Consider the following 23,289-nt stretch of genomic DNA (forward strand, 5'->3'; position numbering starts at 1 on the left):
TGATGATATCGGTAGATTATTTAGTAATTGGATCAGGTGCAGCTGGATTAACTTTTGCAGTTAAAATAGCAGAAAAATTTAAGAATAAAAAAGTTTGTATAGTCACAAAGGCAGATGATGACGAATCTAATACAAAATATGCTCAGGGAGGTGTAGCTGTTGTATTAGATACCGAAGAAGACTCTTTTCAAAAACATATACAAGATACTTTGGTTGCAGGTGACGGTTTGTGCGATCCGGAAATTGTTAAAATGGTCGTTAAAGAAGGTCCCAAAAGACTTAATGATTTAATTAAATGGGGAGCTAATTTTGATTTAGATTATAACGGGAACTTAGATCTAGGTAAAGAAGGAGGGCATTCAGAATACCGGATTGTTCATCATAAAGATATTACAGGTCGCGAAATAGAAACAGCATTACTAACTCGTATTCATCAATTGCCTAACGTTAGTATATTAAGTCATCATTTTGCGATCGATCTGATCACAGAACATCAATTACAAATACAAGGGCACGAAAATATTTCTTGCTATGGAGCCTATGTTCTGAATCAAAAAACAGGAGAAATAAAAACGATAAAAGCTACAGTAACATTATTAGCAACAGGAGGCATTGGCAAAATATATGGGCATACTACTAATCCGGTTATAGCAACAGGCGATGGTATTGCAATGGCATACAGAGCAAAGGCGAGAATTAAAGATATGGAATTTGTTCAGTTTCATCCAACGGCATTATACGAGGAGAAAGATGGGCAATCTTTCCTAATTTCTGAAGCAGTAAGAGGTTTTGGCGCATATCTACGAAATAAGAATGGACATAGATTTATGTTAGATTATGATGAAAGAGGAGAACTTGCTTCCCGGGATATTGTCTCAAAAAGCATAGATAGTGAACTTAAAAAATCCGGAGATTCCTGTGTGTATTTAGACTGTACTCATCTTGAGGTAGAGGGTTTTAAAAAACATTTCCCTACAATTTATAAAAAATGCATAGCCAATCATATTAACATAGAAAAAGATTGGATTCCAGTGGTTCCTGCATCTCATTATTTATGTGGTGGTATTGAAGTTGATAAAAATGGAATGACATCTATTCAAAATTTATTTGCCTGCGGAGAATGTTCGAGAACAGGTTTACATGGTGCAAATAGACTGGCTTCAAACTCTTTGTTAGAAGCTTTAGTGTATGCGCATAACAGCTATCAATACCTTTGTTTTAATCCTATGCAATCTGATTCACTAGCTATTCCTGATTGGAATGATCAGGGAACCCATGTTAATAAAGAACATATTATTATAAAACATAATACCAGGCAACTACAAGCTTTAATGAGAGATTATGTAGGTATTGTACGTAGTAACTACCGTTTGATGAAAGCTAAAGAACATTTAGATTTAGTGTATAGAGAAGTAGAAGAGCTTTATAGAGATTCGAAGGTAAATACAGCATTATGTGAATTACGAAACATGATTAATATTGCGCACTTGATTATAGGGCAATCTTTAGAAAGAAAAGAAAATAAGGGAGGGTATTTTAATATAGATAATAGTGCTTTTCCAGAAATTACAGAAATACAGAACCCCTCTAAAATAGTATGATATGACGAATGAATTAATTAAAGGAAGTATAGCCAAAGGGATTTCCTATACTGCATATGTTGAACTAATGAATCGTCTTGTTGCAGAAGAAAATACAACAGGAGCAGAACAAACCCAACAACGTATAGATTTTACCAAATTAAACGCAAGTAGAATGCGAAGACTTGATAAGACTCTTGTCATACCAGAGCAATCCAAACAAGTTTTTCGAGATATGAAGGAAAAACAAATCTGGTTTATTCTTATAGAAAGTTGGTGTGCAGATGGAGCACAAACCATTCCTGTTTTAAATAAAATAGCAGAAGCTTCACCCGCAATTGATTTGAAAATTTTATTACGGGATGATAATCCTGAGTTTATGGATCTTTTTTTAACAAATGGAACGCGCTCTATACCTAAACTAGTGATAGTAGATAATAATGGTAACGTCTTAAATACATGGGGTCCAAGATCACAAGTAGCTACTAATATGGTTCTGGCTTACAAAAAGGAAAACGGAAAAATAGATGACACTTTTAAAAAATCTCTACAAGTTTGGTATAATAAAAATAAAGGAGAAGCTATTATTAATGATCTTGTGAATATAGTCGAAGACTCACTTACGTTAGAAAAAGATTTTGATTAAATAGATCTTGCTTATTTATAAAAAACTTCCGGAAAATCGTTTTTCCGGAAGTTTTTTAAATGGTATTAATCTTCAACAGAAGACTTTGGTCCTTCTACAATCCTCTTTTCCATTTCTATTGCTTTTGGAAATAAAATATTATTCTCTAGATGGATATGTAAATGTAAATCCTTTTCAAATTCTTCTAACATTGAAAAAGTAACATTATAGGTATTACAAGCATCTTCGGGAGGAGTATAATTATTTGATAACCCTGAAATTTTACGAAACCGTACTCCTTCGTTATCGTGTTCCTGCATCATCATCGAAATAGGATTTTCTACAGTTCCAAAATGAGGAGGTTGCACGTTATGATTTTGTTCCAGATTTTTTACCATTTTTCTAACAAAAGGAAATAGTATAATTTCTTCTTTTTTCATATGTTGTGCAAGTTCACCAGAGGCTTCACTAAATAGAGTATGAATTTCTAACAACTCTGGATGACGCCCTCCATGTACTTTGCAGAGTTTTTCTAAATACTGACGTAGTATAGGGATCTTTTCCTCTACATAGCGGTGATGTTTCTTTTCTATATAATCTGCTAATAGATCAAGTGGCCAGGATTGATAATCAATAGCAATATCATCTTTTTGAGTTAAAACGTCGTTCAAATTCTCTAGAAGGGTTTCAACTTCAATTCCGTTTTTGTTGCAAACCTCTTCCAATGTTCTATCTCCTCTACAGCAAAAATCAATTCCATATTTTGAAAAAACGGTAGCAGTTCGATAATCTTTAGCAACGAATTGCCCTACCTTAGTTTTTATTAGTGTATCCATAATTTATTTATTTAAGATTTTTTTATTTTTTAATGTTAAATCAAATACAAACCAACAAATGGCGACCATACCAATTGCAAAAATGATATCCCCTATAGATCGTAACCATTTTAGGATGATCATTCCTGGATGTTGCATAAATTCGGCAGAACGAGCATACCACATTCCATGCTCTATACTTTCAAGTGCTTGCCATACACCCATAGGTAATAAGCTTAATAGTGCCATAGCTAATAACCCTATATTTAAAGACCAAAAAGAGATTTTTAGTAATTTTTCGTTCCAGGGTACATCTCTATAAAGGCTTCTTAGCACAAATAACATTAATCCGATTCCTAAGGTCCCGTATACTCCATATAAAGCAGTATGACTATGAAGAGGTGTAGTATTTAATCCCTGTACATAATATAATGCAATCGGCGGGTTGATGATAAAACCAAAAATACCTGCCCCAAGAAAATTCCAAAAGGCTACAGCAACCATAAAATATATGGGCCACTTATAATCTTTAAGCCAACGTGTTGCTTTAGACAATTTATAATTGTGATATGCTTCGTAACCAATAAGTGTAAGAGGTACAATTTCTAGTGCACTAAATGTAGCTCCCAAAGCCATTACAGCAGTAGGAGTTCCTGAAAAATAAATATGATGAAAAGTTCCTAAAATTCCACCAGATAAAAATATTATAGTGGCAAACAATACATTGTGTATTGCAGTTTTTGTTTTTAGAAGTCCTAATCGTACAAATAAAAAGGCGATAACCACAGTAGCAAAAACCTCAAAAAAGCCTTCTACCCATAGATGTACAACCCACCATCTCCAATATTCGGCTATTGCCAAATTGGTTTGCCTACCCCACATAAGTCCTGCTCCGTAGAACATAGCTATGGCAATACAGGATATCAAAAACATGATAATGAGATTTTTTTCTTCGGTTTTTTTCTTCAATACAGGCAATAGTGGTCTGGCCATTAAGGCTAACCATAAAAATAACCCTATAAGTAGAAAAATTTGCCAAAACCGACCCAGATCAACATATTCATACCCTTGATGACCAAACCAAAAGTTTTCTACGAGATTTAGTTTTTGCATTACCCCAAGCCATTGTCCAAACATCGAACCTGCTACAATAATTAAAAGAGCAATAAATAGAAAATTAACACCAAATACCTGAAATTTTGGATCTTTACCAGATATTGAGGGAGCAATATACAATCCTGTTGCTAACCATGCAGTAGCTATCCAAAAGATAGCTAATTGAGTATGCCAGCTACGAGTAACCGAGTAGGGGAGAATCTGATCCAAAGGAATACCATAAAAACCATCTCCTTCTACACCATAATGTGCAGTAACAATACCTAACAACATTTGTACAACCATAAGAAGGCTTACTACCCAAAAATATTTTTTTACCAGGTGCATAGAAGGAGTTATTCCTTGTCTTAATAAAGGATCTTCCACAGGAGCAGGAATATGTTCATCTTCTCCCGATTTCACATGATAGAATACCATTATTCCGATAGACATGATCAAAAGAACAATACTCACTCCCGACCAGGTAAATAAACTCTTGGTAGGCACATTACCCACTAATTCTTCTGCAGGCCAGTTATGAGTATAAGAAATATTCTCGTCTGGTCTTTGTGTAACTGTTGCCCAGGTCGCCCAAAAGAAAAATGCATTCATTTTTTGCATGCGTTCTTCATTTTTAATAGTATTTTTTGGAATAGCATAGTCTGATCGTAATTGATCAAATTTGGGATCATCGGTAAACAAACCTTTATAGTAATTGCTTAAATACTGTATTGCCCGAATCCTTTCTTCTGAAATGGTGATCGATTTATTTGTTTCATTATACGTATTAGCTCGTAGGTCTTTTTGTAATCGCACCTTTAAAGCAGCTTGTTGCTCTGCATTTATGAGCTTATAGCTTGTATTAAAATCTCTTTGTGCGTAAATATCTAAGATAAATAGTGCCTCTCGATGAAGCCAGTCTGCTGTCCAATCTGGAGCGACATAAGCACCATGTCCCCAAACTGATCCTATTTCCTGCCCGCCAATACTTTGCCAAATGTTTTGCCCATCTTTAATCTGAGAATTAGTAAAAATAATATTGCCACTGGGCGAAATAATTTTGTCGGGTATAGGTGGTGCTTTTTGATAAATCTCGTAACCATAATACCCTAATACACTAAAGGAGAGTATTAATACTGCTGCAAGTCCCAGCCATAATTTTTTTTCTTTTTTCATGAGATAGTAGTTAAAAATTTAATTCGGACAATTTTATCCTATTTAATAGTAAATTTTTTTAGGTTCTTAAATATGAAGCTCCAGATTTGATCCCAAGAGCTAATTCTTCGAGGTTGGTGGATTCCAACATTTTCTTTAATTCTTCTCTTACAGCAGCGAATTTATGATGAACAGGGCATGGATGATCTTCTGAGCATTTATTAAGACCCAAACCACAGCCAATATAAATACTATCCCCATCTATGGCATCAACAATTTCTGCAAGTTGTATAGATGCTATTTTATGTTTTTCTATTTCGAAACCGCCAGCGGCACCTTTTACAGAATTAACTATATTGTTTTTAGCTAGTTTTTGAAGAATCTTTGCAGTAAATGCTTCTGGCGAATTAATTTTGGCAGCGATATCTTTGAGACTTACCCGCTCTCCTTGATAAGATTTTAAGGCAATAAAAATGGCAGCTTTAATTCCGTATTCGCAGGCTTTCGAAAACATTCTATTCAAAAATTAGTTACACTGCAAAATTAGCAATTATTTAATTAGGATAAAAATATCCGAATTAAATAATTGTAAAACTTTTTTACTTAGATTTTAATAAAAGATTAATTAGTCCGAAAATATGATATTTATCATATTTCATGTGCTGTAGTAATTCTTATTTTTACAAAATAAAAGACAAAAAAGTCTTTTATTAAAAGTTAAATAGTAAGAATATGAAATCAAAAAAATCATTTGTATTGTTATCTAGTACAGGATTGTTTTTAGGCGTCCTATTAATGATCCTATCTGCCTGCTCACAAAATAAGGAAGCAGAGGTAAAGAATTACCTGGGGCCAGAAGGTATTCCTGTAAGTCAGGAAATGATTGCCGAATTAACTTCACCTCCTAATGTTCCTGGACCTACAGGAAGAAGAAAAGCGAAGAAACTTATCGTGAATATGGAGGTTCTAGAAGAAGAAGGAGAGATGACAGATGGAGTAAAATATGTGTATTGGACATTTGGAGGTTCGGTACCAGGAAGTTTTATAAGAACAAAAGTTGGGGATGAAGTAGAGTTTCACTTAAAAAATCACCCAGATAACAAACTACCCCATAATATAGATTTACACGCCGTAACCGGCCCAGGGGGTGGTGCAACTTCTTCTTTTGTAGCTCCCGGACACGAAGCTCAGTTTTCTTTTAAAGTGTTAAACCCGGGCTTATACGTATACCACTGTGCAACAGCTCCGGTAGGAATGCACATCGCTAATGGGATGTATGGATTAATACTTGTTGAGCCAGAAGAAGGTCTTCCTCCGGTAGATAAAGAATATTATGTAATGCAAGGAGATTTTTATACCAAAGGAGAAAACGGAGATAGAGGATTACAGCCTTTTGATATGAAAAAAGCTGTAGATGAAGATGCAGATTATGTGGTTTTTAATGGAAAAGTTGGTTCGTTAACAGGTGATAATGCTATTACAGCAAATGTTGGAGAAACCGTTAGATTATATGTTGGTAATGGAGGACCAAATCTTGTATCATCTTTTCATGTTATTGGTGAAATTTTTGATGTCGTTAGGGTAGAAGGCGGTGATCTTATTAATACCAATGTACAAACTACTCTTGTCCCCGCAGGAGGTGCAGCTATTGTAGAATTTAAAGTTGATGTTCCGGGAACCTTCATTTTAGTAGATCACTCTATTTTTAGAGCCTTTAATAAAGGTGCTTTAGGAATGCTCAAAGTGCAAGGCGAAGAGAACAAGAAAATCTATTCGGGTAAAGAGGAAGAAGGAGTGTACCAACCCGAAGGAAGTGGAATCCAGGAAATGCCGGCTGATAAGGATGTTGTACAAATCGAAGAAACGGCAAAATCACTTCAAGAAAAAATGGAGTTTGGTAAAGCCACCTATATGAGAACTTGTTTTGCATGTCATCAAGCCGAAGGGCAAGGAATTCCTAATGCTTTTCCGCCTCTGGCTAAATCAGATTATTTAAATGCTGATCTAAACCGTGCGATTGATATTATTTTACATGGAAAAACAGGTGAAATAACTGTAAATGGTGTAAAATATAATAGTGTGATGACTAAACAGGATTTAACCGATGAAGAAGTGGCCAATGTGCTTACTTATATATATAACAGTTGGGGAAATTCTAAAAAAGAAGTTACACCTTCAATAGTTGCTAGTAGAAGAAACGCACATTAAAAATTGAAATAAATGACAACCTCTCCTTTAAAAATAGTTTTCTTTTTTGCTATGTGTATAGTATGTACATTAAATAGTGTTATAGCACAAACAGAAAATATGGTTACTGTTAAAGGAGGGGTTTATATTCCTTTATATGGAGTTGATTCTACCGCTGTAAAAGTCAATGATTTTTTGATGGATGTTTACCCTGTATCAAATAGTGAGTTTTTAGCATTTGTTAAGAAATATCCACAATGGAAACGTAGTCACGTAAAGCGTTTGTTTGCAGATAAAAATTACCTGGTACTTTGGAAAGATGATAATACGCTAAGTGATCAATTGAAACCTAATTCTCCTATAACGGGAGTTTCTTGGTTTGCTGCCAAAAAATATTGTGAGTGTTTGGGAAAAAGACTACCAACTATTGATGAGTGGGAATATGCTGCAATGGCAGATGATAAGACCATAGATGCAAGAAAAAAAGAAACCTATAATCAATATATTTTAGAATGGTATGAAACCCCTAAATCTTTTAACAATAGTATAGGCTCTACTTTTAAAAATTACTGGGGTATATATGATTTACATGGATTGGTGTGGGAATGGACATTGGATTTTAATTCTGTACTAATATCGGGAGAATCTAGAAAAGATGTAGATAAAGATAGTAATCTGTTTTGCGGCAGTGCAGCAGTTGGAGCTTCAGATTTAATGAATTATGCAGCATTTATGCGTTATGCTTTTAGAGGTAGTATGAAAGCAAATTATGCAGTAAAGAATTTGGGATTTCGTTGCGTAAAAGATATTGATATAACTCCTTAGATTCATAAGATAAAACTCAAACATAATGTATGTTAAATCATCAAATATGATTAAAATGAATATCATAAAAATTTTACTATTAGGAGCAATTATTGTGTTGGGCTCTTGTAATAAAGAAAAAAAACAAGAAGAAGTAGCTGTGTCAGAACCCACATCCAAAGAACACAATACTTCTATTTCTGAACTTTCGATCTACAATTTACCCGCTATCTGGACCACCCAGGATAATAAAAAAATAGAACTCAAGGAACTAAAAGGAGATGTTCTTGTAATGGTAATGATTTATACCTCCTGTAAAGCAGCTTGCCCGAGATTGGTTGCCGATATGAGAGATATAGAGACTCAAATTCCAGAATCTAAAAAAGAGAATGTTAAACTCTTATTGGTAAGTATTGACCCAGAGACGGATACCCCCGAGAGGCTTAAAAAATTCTCGATTGAGAACGAAATGGAATCTGATCAATGGCTGTTTCTTAGAGGTACTAAATCAGATACCAGAGAATTTGCAGCAGTTCTGGCTGTTAATTACAAAAAAATATCACCAATGGATTTTTCACACTCTAATATCATAAGCGTTTTTGATCAGGGAGGAGAGCTAGTACATCAACAAGAAGGGTTGGGAGTAAACAATAAGGAAACTGTAGATAAAATTATTGAGCTGGCGCATTAATTAAAAAAGAATATGGTCTTTTACCCCCCCCTTACTATTTAAGAATTTTCTGAAAACAAAAAAATAAAAGACTAATTTGTCCGAAAATATGACTTTTATCATATTTATGTCCCCGTCCCATACCTAATTTTGTCTTATATAATCAAAATAATATTTCTCTTAAGAAATGAATTTTTGAACAATAATCTTAAATCTATTAAAATGATTAGACTAGACAAATTGATACTCTTATTTGCTGTTACTTTATTGATAAGTTGCGGAGGAAAAGAAGAAAAAAAGGAAGAACAAATTAAAATAGGAAAGAGTACAACAACTCAAAAAAAAGAAACCAAACCTGTTTCTACCGGCGTTCCTGCATCAAAAAAAGTTGATCTTACAAATAAGGGAGTAGGGCCAATCAAGAGTTTGGTGTTAGATGCCACCATCGATGAGAAAATGGCTGCTCAGGGAGCCGAGCTCTTTAAAACAAAATGTACTGCTTGTCATAAAACTCATAAGAAGTTTATAGGACCAGCTCCTGTTGACATTTTAAAAAGAAGAACTCCAGAATGGGTGATGAATATGATTCTAGATCCTGAAAAAATGATTAAAGAAGACCCATTGGCTCAAGAACTATTAAAAGAACATAATGGTTCTCCTATGGCTAATCAAAGCTTAAAAGAGGAAGAAGCCAGAGCTATTTTAGAGTACTTCAGGACACTGAAATAAAAATAATAAACCAAGTATAGATGATAGCTATACGATAAGAAAATGTCGTAGAGATATTTTAAAAGAAACTATTATTTAATAGGTAAAAATAACGAAACGAACTACTTGTCCCGATGAAAATCAGGAGCTATGTAACCCCATTGATCTATATCAGTACTCGTCTGACCATTTAACATAATCAATATAAACGCATGAAAACAATTAAAGTAACTTTTTTGATTTTACTATGCTTTACTTTCCTGCTAAGTTGTAAAACTGAAACAAAGAAAGAACAAGTAGATTCAGCTACTAAAAGCGCAGTTACAGAAGGAACCGAAGAGAAACAAGGACAAGCATTTATTCAGGATGATGAAGCGACGCCTAATGTACTTAATATTGCTATTGGTTCTAAAGATCATACTACATTGGTAGCAGCTGTTCAGGCTGCTGGTTTAGAAAATGCCTTAGTAAATGCAGGACCCTTAATGGTATTCGCTCCTACTAATGAAGCGTTTGATGCATTACCAGCCGGAACAGTAGAAAATCTTTTGAAACCAGAAAATAAAGATGCATTAGCGAATATTCTAAAATACCATGTAACTCCTGGTAATTATTCAAAAGATTTTTTGAAAAAATTTAAGAAACTAGGTCAATCCAATGGTGTCGATGTAAAAGTAACTAAAGACGATAGTGATGTTTTTATCGGAGAAGCCAAAATTATAGCAAGTATTCCTGCTGGTAACGGAATAGTACATGTTATTGATAAAGTATTACTTCCTCCATCTAATTAATAAATGAATAAAAACTGATCTGGATCAGCACAGATTTGACCTCTACAACAATAAATATAAACCAGATGAAACAAATATCTAAAATACTCTTTTTAACAGCAGTACTTAGTTTAATAATAAGTAGTTGTGCCAATGTTAATAAAGATAAAAAAATAACGGATGGAGCTTTGGGCTCTAATGCCGCAGAAAAAGTCTACGTCGCTCCCGGAGAGCATGATGAGTTTTATGCATTCGTCTCAGGAGGATTTAGCGGACAATTATCAGTATATGGACTTCCGTCAGGAAGACTATTTAAAGTAATTCCGGTTTTTTCACAAGATGCAGAAAAAGCCTGGGGATATAATGAAGAAACAAAACCAATGCTCAATACCTCTTATGGTTTTGTTCCTTGGGACGATGCTCACCACCCTGATATATCACAAACCAATGGAGAAGTCGATGGACGGTGGGTTTTTATTAACGGAAACAATACTCCAAGAATTGCAAAAATTGATCTAAGTACTTTTGAGACTACAGAAATAATTGAAGTACCTAATAGTGCCGGTAATCATAGTTCTTCTTTTGTAACAGAAAATACAGAGTATGTAGTAGCAGGAACTCGTTTTTCTGTGCCAGTACCACAGGAAGATATCGCTATCAAAGAATACAAAGGAAAATTTAAAGGAGCTGTATCTTTTATTAGTGTAGATCCTGATCATGGAAATATGGAAATGGCTTTTCAGATTTTACTGCCAGGTTTTAATTATGATCTAGCGCATCCAGGTAGAGGAGCTTCACATGGTTGGTTCTTTTTTACTACATATAATACAGAAGAAGCAAATTCTTTATTAGAAGTAAATGCATCTCAAAATGATAAAGACTTCATCGCTGCAATCAATTGGAAAAAAGCAGAAGAATATATTAAACAGGGAAAATTTAAGACGATGCCGGCTAATTATGCGCATAATGTATATGATGAGAAAACACATACGGCTACTTCTACAATGAAAAAAGAGGTAAAAGTATTAGATCCTGCAGAATGCCCAGGGTTGGTATACTTTTTACCAACACCAAAATCACCACATGGTTGTGATGTAGACCCGTCGGGAGAATATATCGTGGGTAATGGTAAACTTTCGGCCGACCTTACAGTGCACTCGTTTAGTAAGATGATTAAGGCTATCGAAAATAAACAGTTTGATGGTGATGCATACGGAATTCCGATTATTAAATTTGAAGATGCACTGGCAGGTGTTGTTTCTCAAGCTGGTCTAGGACCATTACATACCGAGTTTGATGGTAAAGGAAATGGATATACCACTTTCTTTATTTCTTCCGAAGTAGTAAAATGGAAACTAGGAAGTTGGGAAGTAGTAGATAGAAAACCTACGTACTATTCTGTAGGTCACTTGATGATTCCCGGAGGAAACTCTAGAAAACCATTTGGGAAATATGCACTGGCGATGAACAAGATAACCAAAGACCGTTATTTACCAACCGGACCAGAGGTTACGCAATCAGCACAGTTATATGATATCACAGGCGAAAAAATGGAATTACTATTAGATTTCCCAACTATTGGAGAGCCACATTATGCTGCCGGCATCACAGCAGATCTAATAAAACCTCGCTCTAAAAAGATCTATAAGTTAGAAGAAAACGAACATAAGTATGCTGTTAAAAATAATGAAAATGTAAGAGTAGAACGTGACGGAAAAGAAGTACACGTATATATGACTATGATTCGAAGCCATTTTACTCCAGATAATATAGAAGGGATTAAAGTAGGAGACAAGGTCTATTTTCATGTCACAAATTTAGAACAAGATTATGATGTGCCACATGGAGTGAGTATGATCGGAGCCAATACTTCTGAGCTGTTAATAATGCCTGGACAAACAGAAACTTTTGTTTGGGAACCTAAACAAGTAGGAGTATGGCCATTCTATTGTACCGATTTTTGTTCGGCATTACATCAAGAGATGCAAGGATATGTAAGGGTATCACCAGCATCATCTAATATAGAACTTTCTTGGTCTCTAGGAGAAGATTAATTTCTGATGCTACCAGGAAGGAGATAGATTAGTTATATTTCCAAAAAAGCGAGAGGACAAAACCCCTCTCGCTTTTAAATCAACTTAAAAAGATTGTTATCATGAAGAAGAAATCAAGATTATTAATGCTTGTAGGAGTATTGCTGCCTTTATTTCTGTTTGTATTTCCTCTTTGGAATATTACATTAGAAGCTCCTCAATATCCAACCCCATTAGGAATGGATATCTATATAAATGATTTCGCCGACATGCATCCTCATGATATTAAGAATATCAATTTGATGAATCATTATGTTGGGATGAAATATATTCCCGAATCGATTCCAGAATTCAGGATTTTTCCTGTCGTGATTATAGTAATGGCTGTTTTAGGCACTGTATTAGCTTTTAAAACAAACTATAAATGGTTTTTGGGCTGGTTTATTGTAATGGCTCTTTTAGCTTTGGCAGGAATCTATGATTTTTACCTTTGGGAACACGATTATGGCCATAATTTGGATCCAAAAGCAATAATGAAATTTACTAATCCTGACGGGACTGTTATGGGGTTTCAACCTCCTTTATTCGGAACTAAAGATATTTTAAATTTTAGAGCGCATTCATACCCTCAACTGGGAGCCTATTTTTTAGCTGTTGGAATGGCCTTGACCTTTATTTCTTATTTCGTAGGAAAACGTGAAAAAACTTTAAAAGCCCAATAAAAATGAAAAAACATAACGTTAACAATATCGTCTTTTTTATTTTGATGATCGTGTTTTTTGGCTCATGTAATGTTCAACCAGAAACAATACACTATGGAGAGGATAATTGTCATTATTGTCGAATGACCATTGTCGATAAAATTCATGGAGCAGAGATTGTAACAAAAAAAGGCAAGGTGTTCAAGTTTGATGCTGTAGAATGTATGGTAAATTATGCTGCTGAGATAGATAAAGAAGAGGTGTCACTTTACCTTTCTAATCACTACGATGCTCCAGAAGAATTAATTGATGCGACACAAGCTACTTTTTTGATAAGTAAAAATATATCAAGTCCCATGGGAGCATTTTTAACTTCATTTGAGAATGAGTCGAGTGCAAAAAAAGTGAAATCTGAAAAAGGGGGAGATGTATTTACCTGGGAAGAACTTTTAAAACACCTAAAACATTAAAAACAGGAATATATTTATTAGGTGACTACCAGATAAAAATACCTTATCCCGATGAAGATCGGAAACTGTTCTAATTCTATGTTGGTTAGTTTGTGCAGAAATCTAACCTACAGGGAAAACAAAAAAATAAATAGATGTTTCAAATCAGAAAAATACTATTTCTGGCAATCTTTCTTCTACCCGTATTACTTCTGGGCAAGACTATAAAGGTCTGTAATTCCTGTGAAATAAAAACAATTAAAGAAGGTATAGCTATAGCCACAGCACTTGATACAGTAGTGGTAAAAAAAGGAAAGTATAATGAATTTGATATTGTGATTGATAAACCTTTGACATTACTGGGTGAAAACTATCCCATAATTGATGGAGAGTTAAAAGGAGGAATTATAAAAGTGGTTTCTGATAATGTTACTGTAGATGGGTTATTCATTATTAATGTGGGTACTAGTTATACAGAAGATTATGCGGCTGTTCGAGTGGTGAAAAGCAAAAACTTTTTAATACAAAATTTAGTGTTAGAAAAGCTATTTTTTGGAATTTATATAGAAAAATCAAGAGACGGCAGAATTTTTCATAATAAGATTATAGGTGATGCAGTAGAAGAGTACAATTCGGGTAATGGTATACAACTATGGTATTCTCAAAATATAGATATAGAAAATAACATCATTACACATGTAAGAGACGGGATTTATCTTGAGTTTGCTAATGATTGTAGAATAAAAAATAATATAAGTTCTAATAACTTACGGTATGGGTTGCATTTTATGTTTTCTAATAATGATCTGTATGAAAACAATACGTTTGAGAATAATGGGGCAGGTGTTGCTGTAATGTTCTCTAAGAAGATAAAAATGTTGACTAATACGTTTAAAGAAAACTGGGGAACAGCATCCTATGGTCTTTTGTTGAAAGAGATCAATGATGCAGAAATAACAGGGAATATTTTTAAAGAAAATACAATAGGAATTAATATCGAAGGCTCTAATCGAATTAGGTATACCAAAAACAGTTTTATAAAAAACGGTTGGGCCATCAAAGTACGTGGCGCATGTTATACAAATATATTTAGCAACAATAATTTTATGTATAATTCATTTGATGTTTCTTATAACAGTAAACTTAATGATAACAAATTTGATAAGAATTATTGGAGTGGGTATACAGGATATGATTTGGATAAAGATGGTATTGGAGATGTACCCTACAGACCAGTAAAACTATTCTCATATATTGTAAACCGAACCCCAGAAACGATTATCTTAATGAGGAGTTTGTTTATTGATATGATTGATTTTTCTGAAAAAGTCTCCCCTGTATTTACGCCTGATAATTTACTTGATAATTATCCGCTAATGAAAAGCAAGAATGATTAAAATTGATAATTTACATAAGAGTTTTGGAAAGAATCAGGTCCTTAAAGGAGTCGATCTAGGTATTACTGAAGGCGGGATATTTGCAATACTAGGACCCAATGGTTCTGGTAAAACGACATTAATTAAATCTATTCTTGGGATGGTTATCCCAAATAAGGGTGATATTTTTATTGATGACACCCCAATTAAGAAAAGCTGGAAATATCGTCAGCAAATAGATTATTTACCACAGATAGCTAATTTTCCTGCAAACTTAACTGTGAAAGAGTTGATTAGGATGATCAAAGATTTGCGAAATAAACCGGGTGATGATGCTGCATTGATAACCTCTTTTCAATTAACCCCTTTTCTGGATAAGAAATTAAGTAACTTGTCTGGAGGGACAAAACAAAAAGTAAATTTAGTATTAACATTAATGTTTGATAGCCCATTAATCATTCTAGATGAACCTACCACAGGACTTGATCCTATTGCTTTGTTAGAGTTAAAAAAAATAATACAAAAAGAAAAAATAAAAGGAAAAACAGTTTTGATTACTTCTCACATCATGAGTTTTGTTGAAGAGGTTGCTGATGAAATTGTTTTTCTTCTTGAAGGTAAAGTGTATTTCAAAGGAAATATTAACACTTTAAAAGAAAAGACGAAGGAAACCGATTTCGAACATGCGATTGCTAATCTGCTAAAAGAAAACAATGCTTAAGATTTTAAAATATAGTTTTTACGACCTTATCCGTAGCCGATGGAGTTATGTATACTTGCTTTTTTATTTAGCATTGGGATTTGTATTATTATTCCTAAATAATGATTTGTCTAAAGCCGTAATCACTTTGATGAATGTGATTATCATTCTTGTTCCTCTTATCGGAACTATTTTTGGAGTAATGTATTATTATAATTCTAAAGAATTTACAGAATTGCTTTTGGCACAACCCATTAAAAGATCATCTATATTTCTTGGACAATACCTGGGAGTAGCACTTTCTCTTTCTATGAGTTTGATAATAGGATTAGGATTACCATTTGCTATGTATGGTCTCTTTCAATCGAATACGATTTGGGAATTTTTATTACTTCTCATTACAGGTACATTTTTGACATTAATTTTTACTGCACTGGCATTTAACATTGCACTGTATAATGAAAATAAGATAAAAGGGTTTAGTTATGCTATTTTACTTTGGTTATTTATGGCAGTAATCTACGACGGTCTTTTTTTAATGTCATTAATCATGTTTGAATCATATCCATTAGATAAATTTTCAATAGGAGTAACCTTATTTAACCCTATTGATTTATCCAGGATTTTGATCTTATTGAAACTTGATATTTCTGCTTTACTAGGATATACTGGTGCTGTTTTTCAGAAATTCTTTGGAACTAATTTAGGAGTGATTTTATCTTGTATTGCACTTTCTATTTGGGTATTTTTACCTACATTCAACATCTATAGAAAATCTAAGAAAAAAGATTTTTAACGCTAGATTTATTGTACTGAAGAGACTGTTGCATGATAAATTCAAAACGAGACACCATGATATCACTCGCCTTTTTTTTATTGGCAGCTGCACTTGGTGTTTTTTTAAGATTTTTGTATGTTTTTGATATATCTGTCGACTATAGATATATTGTACATACTCACTCTCATATTGCATTATTAGGATGGGTGTATATTGGTTTAACAACGTTGCTTTACAAATTGTATTTAAGGAAGAGCAATGTTGGTAAGGGATATAGAAATATTTTCTGGTTTACCCAATTTACTTTATTAGGAATGTTGTTTAGCTTTCCTTTTCAAGGATATGCATTATTCTCGATAACTTTTTCTACACTTTTTCTTTTCGCTTCGTATTGGTTTACCTGGTTTTTTATTAAAAATATACCCGAGAAGTTTAAGAATACAAAATCCTATAAATGTATAAAAATTTCTTTGTGGTATATGGTTATTTCTAGTATTGGCCCCTGGGCATTAGGGGCGATAATGAGTACATTAGGAGCAGATTCTATCTGGTATAGACTAGCTATTTATTTTTATTTGCATTTTCAGTATAACGGATGGATGATACTAGCTTTATTTGGGTTACTGATTTTTATTCTTGAAGATCAAAAAGTAAGTATCTCTAATAATGATTTTAATGGCTTCTTCTGGGCAATTAATCTTGGGATTATTTTAAGTTTTTTCCTTTCGGTATTATGGACTAAACCGGCAAGTATTTATTATATTTTAGGAGGAGTAGGTAGTCTACTTCAGTGTATAGCATTTTTGATATTTATTAAACTACTAATGAAATCAAGAATGGTATTGAGTACTGTGTTTTCTGGTTTTCAAAAAAAACTATTGAGAACAGTAGGTATTCTATTACTAATTAAGTTTTTGCTACAGATAGCTTCTGCTTTTCCATATGTTGCAAACCTGGCTACTACTATTGTGGATTTTACCATTGCTTATTTACACTGGACTTTTCTGGGAGTAGTAAGTATTGGTTTATTTGTATTCTTAGACTATTTTAAACTTATTAAGATTCCTAAAAAAGGATATTACATCTATCTTTTTGGGTTTGCTCTCACAGAAGTATTGATTTTTTATAAAGGGTTAGTTATTTGGCTTGATTTTATTTTTTTCGAACACTATTTCGTTGCACTTTCAATAGCGAGTATTGTGATTTTGATTGGTATTAGTTCTCTTTTTATCGCCAATTTAAGATTGGCGATAAAACATGATTTCAAAAATAGAGATATACTTTCTTAATATAAAAATTACAGTTTGCAGCTTACATTATTTTTATAAATCAGGAATCTGATTTGGTTCTAGTTCAATGATGTATGCATTACTGTCTTCATCTCTTCCGGCAAACCATGTGCTTGTAAATATTATTTTGGTAAAGTCTCTGTTTACAGATCCTTTTGTTTCTGCCCAGTAATTTTTACCTGGGAATTTTGTATGATCTCCGTAAGTGTTCGAGATATTTAATATTCTTCCACCTTGTTTTAATTCTATGGCTATGAGTTTATTTTGTGCCCAACCATTTAGTGGGTTCGCACTTGAATAGGTAGATAATAGTGCCCACCCTGGTTTATTGAAAGCTTTTAAAGAGTAATGATTGGCAGCACTAATTGGTTTGTCACCACCAGAATTATATTGGTACAAATGGTTAAACTCTGTTTTTTGATTCGCTTGTATGTCGTACATAAAGATTTGACCTTCATTGTCCTGGTAATCTGCAGCGATGTATACATCATGCCCATTAGGGAGAATTCCTAAATCAGAATGCTCAGAGGTTCTATGCAATTGCACATAAGAAGAAAAATCTCTTGTATAGGCACGTGTTCCTACACCATTTTGTGTGCTAGAAGGAACTATATAATCACCAGAGGGAGACATACTCACATGGTCTGGTTTATCTCCATAATCTGCTTTGTCCAAGTAGCCTACAATAGCATTCTCTTGTTGATCATAAACGATTAACCCCAAAAAATAAAGGTCATTACCGACTACTTTTTCTATCATCAAACCTCGATACCTTCCATCTTTAGAACTGGTTCCTTCGGCTTTTGTCCAGGCAGCATCAGCATCAGGCCATATCTGTTTTACCGAGGTTAAACTAGTATTACCATTAATAGAAGCAACATTTGTAAGATCTATTATTGTTTTAACTTCATCGGTTACTATATTATGTTCATAAAATTTAAGACCAATTCCGTTCAAATCTGTGTAAATAACTTTATTAGGGTCCGTAAGGTGCCAGTCTATTTCACAATCTGAAGCAGGACCTTGTAGTTTTTTGTAATGACTCCCATCTATATTATATACATGATAAAACCCATCTTCAGCATAAATTAAAATTTTTGTGTCATCAATATTAAAAGACTGCTTTCTAGAATATTCATTAACCATAAAGCTTGCGCCAGCCCCATCTTGTGATGGATTAGATAATCGTCTTACCGTTGTTTTATAGTGAGGGCTTGTATATGATTCACCGGGTAATAAAACAGTAGGAAAGTTAGGATCAGATTTCGGATCATAAAAATCATAGCCTTCGATTAGATCAAAACTAGTGCTTTCTGCTTCTTTTACAGTAATATTTATTTTGGCAGTTATAGGAGTATTTATACCATCTGTAGCAGTTACATTAAGAGTTTCGACACCTACTTGATCAGATGTATATTCAATACTATTTTTTTCTGATGTAAAAGTAATTTTAGAATCTGGAGTTACTGTATATGTTAGTGTGTTGCCAGATGAATTTTTAATATTTCCCAGAGTAATTTTTTTAGACTCATTTTGAATCGCTGTTATGGCTTGATCTTTAAGTCTGTATGAATCGGTATTTCCGTTAATAGGAGTATCATCATCTTTAGAACTACAGGATAAAAATAAAAGAACTAATAAGGAATACAATATAGTTTTCATGTATATGGGGGTTTATTTGAATGAATACGTAAATTATTGTTATAGTTATATGATTGATACCCTGTTTTCAGTGAAATTGATAAACTTCAATTTAATATAGTTAGTGAAGTCTGAAAAATGTAAGAGGTTTAATACAAATGGATGTTCTAGACTCACCTACAAAATAACTCTTAATGCTTTGCTAAAGTTTAGTTAAGTGAGAAAAAGTACATTAAGAAGAGCAAAAAAGTGCAATACTAATTCTTCTTTAGGGCCATACTTTTGCCCGGTAATTAATTACGATTTAATTAAATTTTTTAACCCTTAAAACCTTTCTAAAATGAAAAAATTAATGTATTGCTCAATCTTTGTTTTATCTCTATTTTCTTTTATTGCCTGCGACAAAGACGAAACCGAATCTGTAGAACCAGCAGCAAGTGTAATTGAAACCGAAAAGAGTATTCTAAACCAATTAGAAACAAACCATACTAAATCAGAGCGGTCGATTACTCGAGCTTCTTCAATTGATGGACGATATGAGATCAATGAGTGTGATGGCGGTTTTGGTTATGGTTTTTTTACTGTAAGTACAGCGAATGGAAGAGTACGAGCTCAAGGTCAATTTGATTACATTAGTTTTACTATCTACGGAAGATTAAATTCTGAAGGTAACTATGTATTTAACTGGCAGAATTCTAATGCTTTTAATGATCCAAGAACTGGTGTTAAAACGACTCAGGTAGGTATGTATATTAGTGCAGACAGATCAATAACTCGCGGATGGGTGAGAAATATTAGAACTAATGGAGAAATAGAGATCACAAGACGTTATTGTGAGTAACACTCGTAAATAATAGTTTATTTAATACCCGCAAAGGCACTCGTTAAAAAGGTGCCTTTGTACATTTTATGTTTTTTCTTTAAAAGAAATTTAATAATTAGATCTACACAATACTAGAGTAGTATCGCTATCAAAAACATTTTTGTGTTAGTTCCGAAAAATGAAACTGAGACCTAATAGATATATGAAAACTAAATATTGAAAATACTCTTCGAAAGAAAAAATTTGATAAATAAAAGAAAAACCCAGAAGTATGTTCCTGTTTTTTTTGATTGGGGTAGTTGGTTGTGTTTTAGAATTTCTTAAACTTTTGATAAGAATTTTTCATGTATTTCTTCGTTCTTGTATTTAGTTGTACATTAGTCCCACACCTCAAAACCTAAAATTATGTCAGAGTTTTGGCTTTATATAAAGCTGGGTTTTGGTCACGTGCTAGATTGGCATGCTTATGACCATATTTTATTTTTAATTGCGCTAACAGTAGGGTATACTTTTGATAACTGGAAACGTATTTTATTACTGGTTACCATATTTACAGTAGGACATACATTGTCTTTATTCCTGGCAGCATATGATGTAGTATCAGTAAATTCGAAATTGGTAGAATTCTTGATTCCTGTAACCATTTTGATTACAGGATTGTTTAATGTATTTACTGTAAAGAATACTTCAAAAAATAGTAAAATAGGAATCTTATACGGAGTAACTCTTTTTTTTGGATTAATTCACGGATTAGGGTTTTCGATATTCTTTAAATACTCTAGCGGTGGCACAAGAATTTTACCCTTAATTGAGTTTGCATTAGGGGTTGAAGCTGCACAGATTGTTATTGTTTTATTAGTTCTTATAGTTAGCTTTATATTTCAGACCTTTTTTCGATTTTCAAAACGAGATTGGATACTTGTTGTTTCTTCTATTGTAATAGGGATGGTAATCCCCATGCTTATTGCAAATAAAATTTGGTGAATAAGTAGTGATTAAGGTTGTATTTGCCACATCGTAATAATATATTCGTACTTTGATTGTTATCAATACACTAGTCATTCTATTTTATGTCAAAAAAAAAACAACTGAAGTACGATAAAGCCTATCTAAGGATTGCAAGAGAATGGGGGAAATTATCTCATTGTGAAAGAAAAAAAGTTGGTGCGGTTATTGTAAAGGATAGAATGATTATTTCAGATGGATTTAATGGAACCCCAACAGGTTTTGAGAATCCATGTGAAGACGAAGAAGGATATACAAAGTGGTATGTATTGCATGCAGAAGCAAATGCGATTTCTAAAGTAGCTTCTTCTACTCAATCATGTAGAGGAGCAACATTATATATTACATTATCACCATGTAAGGAGTGTAGTAAATTGATTCACCAGGCAGGAATAAAACGCATAGTGTATCAAATAGGTTATAAAGATGACTCTGGTTTGCAGTTTCTTGCTAAAGCTGGAGTAGAAATAGAACAGATTACGGATTTAGAAGAATAATGGGATATTCAAAAAAATACTTGCCTTTGTTTTTGGGTTTGGCTGTAGGGGCCGGAGTATTTTTGGGGAGTAAACTTGATTTTAGCAACCCTTCGGCAAAGCTATTTTCTTATAACCCCAAAAAAGAAAAACTAAATAGGCTTATTGATTATATAGATTATGAGTATGTAGATGAAATCAATACCGATAGTATTGTAGAAGTTACGGTAAACAGAATATTAGAAAATCTGGATCCTCATTCGATATATATCCCATCAGAAGAACTTGAGGGGATTACAGAAAATATGCAAGGAGATTTTATTGGTATAGGGGTGAGTTATTATCCCTATAGAGATACAATATCTGTAATTAATACTATAAAAGGAGGACCGAGTGAAAAATCGGGAATTAAGGCAGGAGATAGAATATTAATGGCAGATAGTGATACTTTGTATGGAGAACGTTTAATAAGAGATGGATTAGCAAATAGATTAAAAGGAGAGCTAAATAGCCAGGTACAACTTAGAGTATATAGAAAAGGCAAAGGAATATTTGATGTAGTTGTAAAAAGAGGGCGTGTGCCTATACAAAGTGTAGACGCAGTCTATATGTTGGATGATAAATTGGGATATGTAAAAGTAAATCGTTTTGCAGAAACAACGTACAAAGAATTTAAAACAGCATTAGATAAACTAATAGATGAAGGAGCCGAAAATATGGTGATTGATCTTCGTGATAACGGAGGAGGGTTTATCGCACCGGCGCTAAAAATGGCAGACGAATTTTTGAAGGATGATGTGCTGATTATGTTTACCAAAAATAAAAAAGGAGCTATCGAAAATAACTTTGCTACCAATAAAGGAAGTTTCGAACAAGGAAAAGTTTATGTGTTAATCAACGAAAACTCTGCCTCTGCCAGTGAAATTTTTGCAGGAGCAATTCAAGATAATGATAGAGGAGCTATCGTTGGTAGACGTTCTTACGGAAAAGGTCTCGTGCAAAGAGAAATGGCATTAGGAGATGGTAGTGCAATACGATTAACAATTTCAAGATATTATACACCTACCGGGCGGTCGATACAAAAACCATATACCAACGGAAATAAAGAATATTTTAATGAGTATATGGAGCGATATAAAAATGGAGAATTGCAGAATGCAGATAGTATTCAGGTTGCAGATTCTTTAAAATTTAAAACTCCTGGAGGCAAAATTGTTTATGGAGGTGGAGGTATTATACCAGATATATTTGTTAGTAAAGATACAACACGTGTTGGTGAAACATTAGATTATATGTTACGTTCTGGCCGTATGGGAGGATATGTATTTGAAGAACTAGATAAAAACAGGTTGTATTATAATGATTTATCTGAAAATGAGTTCGATGAAAAAATTAATATAGATGATACTTTTGCTGAAGATTTTTTAAAGTATTCTAGGCAAAGAGGGATAGAAATTGAGTTGAAGAATTATGAAGATCAATTAAAAAAATATTTGAAAGCAATAATGGCGCAACAATTATTTGGAACTGGGGCTTTTGAAAGAATTATAAATAAAGATGATGCAATGATTAATAAAGTATTATCACTTTCTAAAGAAGAATAACTTAT

At 33.3% G+C, this 23,289-nt stretch carries 22 protein-coding genes; 18 read left to right on the forward strand and 4 right to left on the reverse strand.

Annotation, left to right across the window (positions count from 1 at the left end; translation table 11 throughout):
• Positions 1-2 precede the first annotated feature (2 nt).
• Together nadB and NNH57_RS19825 are read left to right on the forward strand one after the other, a co-directional pair.
• Entirely contained in the window at positions 3-1,601 is a 1,599-nt protein-coding gene (gene nadB, locus NNH57_RS19820) for an L-aspartate oxidase (protein WP_108808229.1), read from the forward strand.
• Between the two features lies 1 nt (position 1,602).
• Positions 1,603-2,226, forward strand: coding sequence for a thioredoxin family protein (locus NNH57_RS19825; RefSeq protein WP_108807979.1), 624 nt, complete (start codon positions 1,603-1,605; stop codon positions 2,224-2,226).
• Positions 2,227-2,291: 65 nt separating this feature from the next.
• Here NNH57_RS19825 and ric read toward each other — a convergent pair whose 3' ends face one another.
• The 3 genes from ric to NNH57_RS19840 are packed head-to-tail and all read right to left on the reverse strand — an operon-like array spanning position 2,292 to position 5,784.
• On the reverse strand, positions 2,292-3,041 hold the full coding sequence (gene ric / locus NNH57_RS19830; protein WP_074409474.1) for an iron-sulfur cluster repair di-iron protein: 750 nt from the start codon (positions 3,039-3,041) through the stop codon (positions 2,292-2,294).
• Positions 3,042-3,044: 3 nt separating this feature from the next.
• Positions 3,045-5,291: a nitric-oxide reductase large subunit gene (locus NNH57_RS19835; protein ID WP_108807978.1), complete on the reverse strand. Its 2,247-nt coding sequence runs from the start codon at positions 5,289-5,291 to the stop codon at positions 3,045-3,047.
• A gap of 58 nt (positions 5,292-5,349) precedes the next feature.
• Positions 5,350-5,784, reverse strand: coding sequence for an RrF2 family transcriptional regulator (locus tag NNH57_RS19840; RefSeq protein ID WP_025666801.1), 435 nt, complete (start codon positions 5,782-5,784; stop codon positions 5,350-5,352).
• 218 nt (positions 5,785-6,002) lie between these two features.
• Here NNH57_RS19840 and nirK point away from each other — a divergent pair, with 218 nt between their 5' ends.
• From nirK to NNH57_RS19900, 12 genes are all read left to right on the forward strand, one after another.
• Positions 6,003-7,478 carry a copper-containing nitrite reductase gene (gene nirK / locus NNH57_RS19845; RefSeq protein WP_074409476.1) on the forward strand — a complete coding sequence of 492 codons (1,476 nt, stop codon included), beginning with the start codon at positions 6,003-6,005 and terminating at the stop codon, positions 7,476-7,478.
• Between the two features lie 12 nt (positions 7,479-7,490).
• Complete coding sequence (locus NNH57_RS19850; RefSeq protein ID WP_074409477.1) at positions 7,491-8,282, forward strand: formylglycine-generating enzyme family protein; 792 nt, start codon at positions 7,491-7,493, stop codon at positions 8,280-8,282.
• A 55-nt stretch (positions 8,283-8,337) separates the two neighbouring features.
• Positions 8,338-8,952, forward strand: a complete 615-nt coding sequence (locus NNH57_RS19855) for an SCO family protein (RefSeq protein ID WP_108808228.1) — start codon at positions 8,338-8,340, stop codon at positions 8,950-8,952.
• 201 nt (positions 8,953-9,153) lie between these two features.
• A complete protein-coding gene (locus NNH57_RS19860; RefSeq protein ID WP_025666805.1) occupies positions 9,154-9,660 on the forward strand; it encodes a c-type cytochrome in 507 nt (168 codons plus the stop codon).
• Between the two features lie 191 nt (positions 9,661-9,851).
• Positions 9,852-10,430 (forward strand): fasciclin domain-containing protein, encoded by a 579-nt coding sequence (locus NNH57_RS19865; protein ID WP_074409478.1) that lies wholly within the window; start codon positions 9,852-9,854, stop codon positions 10,428-10,430.
• A gap of 65 nt (positions 10,431-10,495) precedes the next feature.
• Positions 10,496-12,463: a Sec-dependent nitrous-oxide reductase gene (gene nosZ, locus NNH57_RS19870; protein ID WP_108807977.1), complete on the forward strand. Its 1,968-nt coding sequence runs from the start codon at positions 10,496-10,498 to the stop codon at positions 12,461-12,463.
• Positions 12,464-12,564: 101 nt separating this feature from the next.
• The gene (locus NNH57_RS19875) at positions 12,565-13,164 is read left to right on the forward strand and encodes a hypothetical protein (RefSeq protein WP_074409480.1); all 600 of its coding nucleotides are present in this window, start codon (positions 12,565-12,567) and stop codon (positions 13,162-13,164) included.
• A 2-nt stretch (positions 13,165-13,166) separates the two neighbouring features.
• Positions 13,167-13,613, forward strand: a complete 447-nt coding sequence (locus tag NNH57_RS19880) for a nitrous oxide reductase accessory protein NosL (protein WP_074409481.1) — start codon at positions 13,167-13,169, stop codon at positions 13,611-13,613.
• A gap of 134 nt (positions 13,614-13,747) precedes the next feature.
• A complete protein-coding gene (locus tag NNH57_RS19885; RefSeq protein WP_074409482.1) occupies positions 13,748-14,989 on the forward strand; it encodes a nitrous oxide reductase family maturation protein NosD in 1,242 nt (413 codons plus the stop codon).
• Positions 14,982-15,689 carry an ABC transporter ATP-binding protein gene (locus tag NNH57_RS19890; RefSeq protein ID WP_074409483.1) on the forward strand — a complete coding sequence of 236 codons (708 nt, stop codon included), beginning with the start codon at positions 14,982-14,984 and terminating at the stop codon, positions 15,687-15,689. The genes NNH57_RS19885 and NNH57_RS19890 overlap by 8 nt, the downstream gene beginning before the upstream one ends.
• A complete protein-coding gene (locus NNH57_RS19895) occupies positions 15,682-16,464 on the forward strand; it encodes an ABC transporter permease (protein WP_074409484.1) in 783 nt (260 codons plus the stop codon). The genes NNH57_RS19890 and NNH57_RS19895 overlap by 8 nt, the downstream gene beginning before the upstream one ends.
• 56 nt (positions 16,465-16,520) lie before the next feature.
• Positions 16,521-17,735, forward strand: coding sequence for a hypothetical protein (locus tag NNH57_RS19900; RefSeq protein WP_234423375.1), 1,215 nt, complete (start codon positions 16,521-16,523; stop codon positions 17,733-17,735).
• Between the two features lie 33 nt (positions 17,736-17,768).
• On the opposite strand, the gene NNH57_RS19905 is transcribed toward NNH57_RS19900, so the two are convergent.
• A complete protein-coding gene (locus tag NNH57_RS19905; RefSeq protein WP_108807976.1) occupies positions 17,769-19,397 on the reverse strand; it encodes a hypothetical protein in 1,629 nt (542 codons plus the stop codon).
• A 319-nt stretch (positions 19,398-19,716) separates the two neighbouring features.
• On the opposite strand from NNH57_RS19905, the gene NNH57_RS19910 reads away from it, so the two are divergent.
• The 4 genes from NNH57_RS19910 (at position 19,717) to NNH57_RS19925 (ending at position 23,284) form a co-directional block, all read left to right on the forward strand.
• Positions 19,717-20,217, forward strand: coding sequence for a hypothetical protein (locus NNH57_RS19910; RefSeq protein ID WP_074409487.1), 501 nt, complete (start codon positions 19,717-19,719; stop codon positions 20,215-20,217).
• A 387-nt stretch (positions 20,218-20,604) separates the two neighbouring features.
• A complete protein-coding gene (locus NNH57_RS19915) occupies positions 20,605-21,183 on the forward strand; it encodes a HupE/UreJ family protein (RefSeq protein ID WP_074409488.1) in 579 nt (192 codons plus the stop codon).
• 86 nt (positions 21,184-21,269) lie between these two features.
• Positions 21,270-21,701, forward strand: coding sequence for a deoxycytidylate deaminase (locus NNH57_RS19920; RefSeq protein ID WP_025666817.1), 432 nt, complete (start codon positions 21,270-21,272; stop codon positions 21,699-21,701).
• Entirely contained in the window at positions 21,701-23,284 is a 1,584-nt protein-coding gene (locus NNH57_RS19925) for a S41 family peptidase (protein WP_074409489.1), read from the forward strand. Before NNH57_RS19920 ends, NNH57_RS19925 begins: the two co-directional genes overlap by 1 nt.
• The last annotated feature ends 5 nt before the right edge of the window (positions 23,285-23,289 follow it).

Origin of the sequence: Aquimarina spinulae, assembly GCF_943373825.1 — a bacterium.
Lineage (GTDB): Bacteria > Bacteroidota > Bacteroidia > Flavobacteriales > Flavobacteriaceae > Aquimarina > Aquimarina spinulae.